This window comes from Burkholderia sp. APQ4-4ca, from assembly GCF_057837105.1.
The window spans coordinates 97,939-98,884 of the sequence record NZ_JBYQCG010000067.1 but is presented as its reverse complement, the minus strand read 5'-3'; positions in this window follow the sequence as shown (position 1 = coordinate 98,884).

Sequence of the window (946 nt, the reverse complement as noted above, 5' to 3'; positions counted from 1 at the left end):
GGAAACGACTCGCGGCACTGTGTATTTAGACGGTGAGCATCGGCGCCTGATCGGGTGATGAGCCGCTTCCAGTATGGATTGCCAGTCGTCGGCGTCCTTCGAAACGCGCGTCGGTGATTGATCGGAGAACGCTCGTCCATGTGGATATCTGGCCTGTTCGATCACTCGAAGCGCTGTGGTTTTCAACGGTGAGGGTGAGCGGATGGCCGGGAGGCAACGAAGCTCCGCACGTGGACAATCGCCATGGCAGCCAATCGAACCCCTGTGTATTTCAACGGTGAGGGCGGGCCGGCAATTGCACGACCTGCGTGTTCAGGCGAGGAGATCCGACCCGCCCGATCACTCGAAGCGCTGTGGTTTTCAACGGTGAGGGTGAGCGGATGGCCGGGAGGCAACGCAAACTCCGGACGTGGACAACTGCCACGGCAGCCAGTCGAACCCCTGTGTATTTCAAAGGTGAGTGCGAGTCGGCAATCGCACGGCCTGCGTGTTCAGACGAGGATATTCGGCCGGCAAAACCACCCTCGCCCCTGTGTATTCGCGTGGTGAGCGTAAGAAGAGGACCGACGAAACCCGGGGATTTCCGATGTGGATATCCACCGCCGCGACCCACTCGCCGCGCTGTGAATTTCAACGGTGAGCGTCGCCGCCCGAGCGCTCTGGAGCCCGATTCCGGATGTGGACATCCCGCTCCCGGCGCCACTCGAAACGCTGTGCCATCGAACGGTGAGCGCGCGAGCCCGATCAGCCGAAGGGGGGCGACATTGTGGACATCCGTCGCCACCAACCAATCGGAACGCTGTGCATTTCAATGGTGAGGGTGACGGCCCGATGCCGCCGAAACCCTTGTCGCACGGGGCTCAACCGCCATTCTTCGACCAAGCCGCGTGCCCGACCGCGCCGCCTTTTCCGCCCGACCGCCCGACCGCCGGAACACACCTCCATC